This is a genomic window from Labrys neptuniae (assembly GCF_040797145.1).
GTDB lineage: Bacteria > Pseudomonadota > Alphaproteobacteria > Rhizobiales > Labraceae > Labrys > Labrys neptuniae.
In genome coordinates this window covers 1-5,642 of record NZ_JBFNQD010000038.1, presented here as the reverse complement: position 1 = coordinate 5,642, position 5,642 = coordinate 1, and the positions used below count along the sequence as shown (strand labels likewise).

The 5,642-nt window shown below is 62.4% G+C and carries 5 protein-coding genes; 3 read left to right on the top strand and 2 right to left on the bottom strand.

Annotation, left to right across the window (positions count from 1 at the left end; genetic code table 11):
- Positions 1–202: 202 nt before the first annotated feature.
- On the top strand, positions 203–400 hold the full coding sequence (locus tag ABXS05_RS34795) for a hypothetical protein (RefSeq protein ID WP_311938888.1): 198 nt from the start codon (positions 203–205) through the stop codon (positions 398–400).
- Between the two features lie 22 nt (positions 401–422).
- Here the strand turns inward: ABXS05_RS34795 and ABXS05_RS34790 are convergent, their stop codons facing one another.
- Both ABXS05_RS34790 and pdxA read right to left on the bottom strand, forming a co-directional pair.
- The gene (locus ABXS05_RS34790; protein WP_367627080.1) at positions 423–1,430 is read right to left on the bottom strand and encodes a cupin domain-containing protein; all 1,008 of its coding nucleotides are present in this window, start codon (positions 1,428–1,430) and stop codon (positions 423–425) included.
- Positions 1,430–2,500 (bottom strand): 4-hydroxythreonine-4-phosphate dehydrogenase PdxA, encoded by a 1,071-nt coding sequence (pdxA, locus tag ABXS05_RS34785; protein WP_367627079.1) that lies wholly within the window; start codon positions 2,498–2,500, stop codon positions 1,430–1,432. The genes ABXS05_RS34790 and pdxA overlap by 1 nt, the downstream gene beginning before the upstream one ends.
- Positions 2,501–2,574: 74 nt before the next feature.
- Here pdxA and ABXS05_RS34780 point away from each other — a divergent pair, with 74 nt between their 5' ends.
- The gene (locus tag ABXS05_RS34780; RefSeq protein ID WP_367627078.1) at positions 2,575–3,453 is read left to right on the top strand and encodes a LysR family transcriptional regulator; all 879 of its coding nucleotides are present in this window, start codon (positions 2,575–2,577) and stop codon (positions 3,451–3,453) included.
- Positions 3,432–5,504 (top strand): hypothetical protein, encoded by a 2,073-nt coding sequence (locus ABXS05_RS34775; RefSeq protein ID WP_367627077.1) that lies wholly within the window; start codon positions 3,432–3,434, stop codon positions 5,502–5,504. Before ABXS05_RS34780 ends, ABXS05_RS34775 begins: the two co-directional genes overlap by 22 nt.
- Positions 5,505–5,642: the final 138 nt, after the last annotated feature.

Below are 5,642 nucleotides of genomic sequence, written 5' to 3'. Positions count from 1 at the left end.
GGGCCGGGTTTCTTCAACATGACCCACTGAATCAAAAACTGCTGACTAACGCTACTGGTTTGTCAGCAGTCTGAGCCCGGCTCCGCCGGGCTTTTTCGTCCGGCGCGGCGGAATTTCAAATAAGAACAATTCAAGAACAAAATGCTGGCCAACGCCTGGCTTCCCGGCTAATTTCGCGCTGAGTCGAGGATGGGAGGCAGGGATGGCGATAGATCCGAAAGTGCTCTTTGCGGACGAGGTCGTGCCGGCGACCGCGGAGGAAGCGGCAGCCCTGGACGGCATCATCCGCGACTGCGATGGCGATCCCTACAAGGCGGCGCTGACCTTGTACCGCCTGTTCACCCTGCAGTCCGCGATCGTCGAGGCGAGGGGACGAGCGGAGGAGGGGAGCGCGGACTGAGCGTTGCAGTCCGGCGCAGCGTTCAGGCGTGGCTGCGAGGCGGCTCGATCAGCACGATCTGGCATTCGGCGGTCAGCGCCTCCGGACAATGCTCGACCCCGTGCGGCACGATGATGAAATCGCCCTCCTCGACGACTTCGTCGCGGTCGCGGAAGCGCATGAGCAGGCGGCCCTTGTGCACCAGCAGGAAGGCGTCCTCCCTGGCGTTGAAATGCCAGCCGGATTCGGCCTCGATCTTGGCGAGCTTGATCTCGATGTCGTTGATCCGCCCGGCAATCCGGGGCGAAGCGGTGTCGGCAAAGGCGCCGAAAGCTGAGGTAAGGCTCTGCTTGTGATAGGGGGAGAGATGGTTGTTGATCTCCGCCACGTCCCGCATGATGGCGGCAAGCTGGCCCGCCACATCCTTGCTCTCGGCCGGATAGCGCCCGTCGAGCGCGGCGGTCCCGATGGTGAAGCCCATGCCGCCGGCTTGCTTCACCGCCGCGATCTGGCCGGGCGTCTCGATCGATCCGGCCATGTAGACGGGCTTGGACACCGCGGCGCACACGGCCTGCATCAGCGCCGGCACATCTTCCCTCGAGCGATAGGCCAACAGGTCGAGGCCGTGCACGCCTTCATGGGCCGCGATCCTGCGGGCGCTGGCAACGATCTCCTCGATGCCGCCCTCGAGCACGCTGGGATGGCCGCTGATGCGGCCGGGGAAGGGGCAGTAGCGGATCCGGGTGCCCCTGACGATCGCCGACACCTCCTCGACATGCGTGCCGCCAAGCAGGATATCGACACCGATCTCGACAGCGGCCTGGGCCGAGGCCAGTTCGCTGTCGCGATCGAGCGAGACCACTTCGAGATAGGAGGTCGCACCACCCGCCCGGATCATCCGGCTGAGGTCCTTGAGCCGCTCGATCGGCAAGCCGATATCCTTGAAGCCGATATGGCGGATCCCGAGTTTCAGTGCCGTTTGAAGATGCATGTCCGCATCCTCGACAGTCTGGTCGTTGCGGGTGAGCATGAAGATGAAGCGAAGACCCATCAGGAGACCCTCTCTCTTTCAGTATCGGCTTTGGCCGCAATGAGACGCCGGGCATAGGCGATGGCGGTCATGAGGCTTGCAGGATCCGCGATGCCCTGTCCGGCGATGTCGAACGCCGTGCCATGATCGGGGCTGGTGCGGATGAAAGGCAAGCCCAGTGTGATGTTAACGCCCCGATCCAGCCCGAGATATTTGATCGGAATGAGCCCCTGGTCGTGATATTGGGCGACCACCACGTCGAACCGGCCGCGCCGGGCCTGGAAAAACACGGTGTCGCCGGGCCAGGGGCCGCTGGCGTCGATGCCCTCGCGGCGTGCCGCCGCGATGGCCGGCGCGATGATCTCGATCTCCTCGCTGCCGAACAGGCCGCCTTCGCCGGCATGGGGATTGAGGCCGGCGACGGCGATGCGTGGCGCCGGAATGCCGAGCGCCCGCCCGCCTTCATGCGCAAAGCGGATCGCCGCCATCTGGGCCGCGAAATCGGCCTGTTCGATGGCAAGGCGTAGCGCGGTATGAATGGTGACGAGAACTGTCCGGATCTCGTCATTGGCCAGCATCATCGCCACCCGCGCGGCTCCGCCATGGGCGGCCAGGATCTCGGTATGGCCTGGGTAGGACAGGCCCGCTGCCGCCAGCGCTTCCTTGTTGATCGGGGCCGTGACGATGCCTGCCACCGTGCCCGTTCTGGCGGCGCCGATGGCTGCCAGCAGCGCGTCATAGGCAGCCTTGCCGCAAGCCGCGCTGATCCGGCCGAGCGGCGGAGATTCGTGGATGTCGCAGGCATCGACGACATCGATGACATCAGGGCTGAACCGGGCCTTCTCCGGCTCGGCGATGCTGCGAACCCGCAATGCCAGGCCAAGGCGGGCCACGGCATCGGCCATCACGCCAGCGCTGCCATAGACGATGCAGGGGCCGCAGCCCTCGGCAAAGGCCTTGGCGATGATCTCGGGCCCGATGCCGGCGGTATCGCCCATGGTGATGGCAAGCGGCGGGGAGGCTGCAGACGAGCCGATATCCGGCTGCTGTCTGCCGGCCAAGCCGGCGTCTTCGGAGGGAATGGTTTGCATGGCTTGATTATCGAGGAAATCGAGCCCGGAAAAAGCGATAGTTTCTGGCCGGAACCGGTGATACTAGATCACCAATGGATCGCTCCGTCATTCCCTCCCTCGATGATTTGCGTGCCTTCGAGGCCACGGCGCGGCTGGGCTCGGTACGCCTGGCCGCCGACACGCTGGCACTGACGCATGGCGCAGTCAGCCGGCGCATCGCCAAACTCTCGGATGATCTGGGCTTCCGGCTGTTCGAAAAGAGCGGCCGCGGCCTCAAGCTGACGGCGGCGGGCGAGACGTTGTTCCTGACGGTGAACCGTTTCTTCGGCGAATTGCGCGCCACCGTTCAGGGCCTGCGCGCCGCGGCGACGCAGGACGATGCCCTGGTGCTGTCCTGCGAGCCCTCGGTGGCGATGCGCTGGCTAATCCCGCGCCTGGGCGGCTTCCAGGCAGCCCATCCGGCGATCGCCCTGCATCTTTCGGTCGGCGGCGGCTCGATCGATTTCGCGCGCGAGCGTATCGATCTCGCCATCCGCCGCCTCGACTTCGCCATGCCCGAGACCTGGCAGGTCCGGCGCCTGTTCGCCGAAAAGGTCGGGCCGGTGATGGTGCCCGACCGCCTCGCCGATTTCGAGGAGGGCGCCTATATCGGCCTCGGCAGCAGGACGCGCCCCGACGCCTGGCCGACATGGCTGGCGCGCCACCCCCACCGGCCGCGCCCGCAGGAAATCCGCTTCTACGACCATCATTTCCTGATGATGGAAGCGGCCTCGGCGGGCCTGGGTGTGGCCCTCGGGCCGCTGGTATTGGCAACCGACGACCTCAAGCGAGGCCGCCTCACCGCGCCCGCCGGTTTCTGGGCCGACGGCACGCATTACGGACTGGTCTGGCCGGGCGAGCGAGAACTGGGCGCGAAAGACGAGCAGTTGATGGCCTGGCTCGTGGCGGCATGCTTTTCCTCGTTTGGATAGCGATCCTGTCGAGCGGGAACAGGAACGGCGGAACGCTTTCTTTCCGAGACCTTTGGCGCGAGATCCTACAAGATGCACGCTGCCGAATCTGCGAGAACCAGCTGCTTGTGTCGCGTTTCAGCGCGCTACACCACCTTCAACATGGTCACGACATCGAGGGACCGATCATCATGATTCCCTTCATCGCGACGCTCCTCGTTGTTCTATGTGCAGGGCCGGCGTTCGCGCAGACACAATCTGGTGGCGATCAAGTCCTTCAAATGAACCCTACCAGTGCTTCACGGTGCTCCGGCATTGGGGCCGTCAACAACGCAACGGTAGTCGAAGGCACGCGTCAGGGGTGCCCCGATGTCAAGGGAACATTGAGCGGCTCATCAGGAGCTCTCAAGGCGCGAGAAGTCACAGAGAAGGATCTGGGCGGCTATGGATATGTGGGTGATGGCGTCAGCCGCCCGCTCTCCGGGGTGATGAATCTCAATGGCCGCAATACAGCCGGGTGGACTCTCCGGCAATGGCGCGCCGTCTTGCCTGGAGCCCAGGCCCTCACGGACAACATCGATGAAGCGGCCATTGCCTCGGCCATCCAGGCTTCCGTGGGCGACGTCATTCTTCGACTCGGTCCTGGAACGATCGCGTTCACCAAGCCTCTGGTCCTTTGCGATAAGGCTGTAATTATCCAGGGGGAGAGTCTGTTATCCTATAATGGCGTCACCAAGATAGTGGTGAAGCATAGCGGCAATGGGATTGAACACTGCGCCGGCGCTTCGCAGCGATCTCGCGTTGAGCTTCGCAATATCGATCTCACCCTGGACACGGCCTATCAGTCCACCACGAGTGCGGCTTGGGCGCTCTATGACAGGAAAGCGAACTGGACCCGTTTGGACAATGTCAGGGTCGTTGGCTTCAACAACTGCCTGAGGTTGACCGATCCTCAAGGCACCATGTTGACGCGCGTCCAGTGCTACAATCCAGATAATGAGCGCAAGAACACCGGCATCGGCTTCTACTACGAAGGAACGGCGTCCTTCGAGAACAAGATCTACGACAGCGGGGTTCAGGCATTCCGCCAGGCATATTATTTGAAGTCGCTCGTGGCGGGAAAGCCCGCAGGAACGATCGGCCTTGAAGACTTTACCATCCGCAACTCTGGCTGCGGGCATAGCCAGGATTGCATCACAGTGACCTCCGATGATCGCCGATATGGCGGCCTGTTCTTCAAGTTCGAAGACATGTCGGGGGAGGCTATCGGCCAATTCGTCCAGATGCGCGGGGGAACCCACGTCATCGTCCGCGACGGTCTCTGGTTGATCTACCCCAAGCCGTCCACGAGCAACTGGGCAGACAACAAATCCCTTTTCGAGTTCGGTGGCGATGTCGGCGTGTCGGGCCAAGCTGACATCGGCACCACCTCGATTCGCATGGAGAACAACAACATCTATGTTTCGGATGCAGCGGGGGCTACCGTGGAAAGTGTCTTCAGGCTCAACTCCCGCACCAGTGACGTCGTCTTTGCCAACAATCAGATTGGCTTGCCGCACCTTAAGGTCACCAAAGGCTTTTTCTACTTCAGCAACTATCATCACCCGGACTTGGATTTCCAATTCTGGATGAGGCCCAACACGGTCACGGAATATGGGACAAGGTGGCGCTCCCCCGGTGCCCGGTTCGTCCCGCCAGCGAATGCGTACTATACGGAGACGGATCCTGCCGGTGGGTTTCCGATCGAAAGTACGGAACGCACCTATACCTATTACGACATGGAGATTTTCAAGCGTGGCTTGGCGACGACGAGCGCTGCCCTGTGCGGTGCCGGCTCGTCTGTGTCTCCCGGTTCTTCCAACAATTCTGGCACGGTCAATGATGCGGGTCCCCGTGCGGGGCCGGCAACCTGCACAATCAACTTTGCGCAACCTTATTGGAACATGGTCCCACGCTGCATCGTCCAGAGTTCCAACGGGTCAATCCCGGTCACCGTCGTCAGCGTTACCCAGCGCCAGCTGGTCTACAGACGGGCCAATGGTCCCATCAGCGTCACCTATCGCTGCGAATAGATGCAGGGCATCGTCTCTGCCGAATGAATAATCATTGAAGGTCCCAAGCAATAAACGAGACGTGGCCTGCTGCCGGTTTCGTGGACATCGAGATAAGGTGTTTGACGGAACTGGAGAGTGGGAATGCAACGAAGGAAA

Coding starts and splice junctions, on each gene's coding strand:
- ABXS05_RS34795 (WP_311938888.1), top strand. CDS start 203: ATGGCGATAGATCCGAAAGTGCTCTTTGCGGACGAGGTCGTGCCGGCG.
- ABXS05_RS34790 (WP_367627080.1), bottom strand. CDS start 1,430: ATGGGTCTTCGCTTCATCTTCATGCTCACCCGCAACGACCAGACTGTC.
- pdxA (WP_367627079.1), bottom strand. CDS start 2,500: ATGCAAACCATTCCCTCCGAAGACGCCGGCTTGGCCGGCAGACAGCAG.
- ABXS05_RS34780 (WP_367627078.1), top strand. CDS start 2,575: ATGGATCGCTCCGTCATTCCCTCCCTCGATGATTTGCGTGCCTTCGAG.
- ABXS05_RS34775 (WP_367627077.1), top strand. CDS start 3,432: ATGCTTTTCCTCGTTTGGATAGCGATCCTGTCGAGCGGGAACAGGAAC.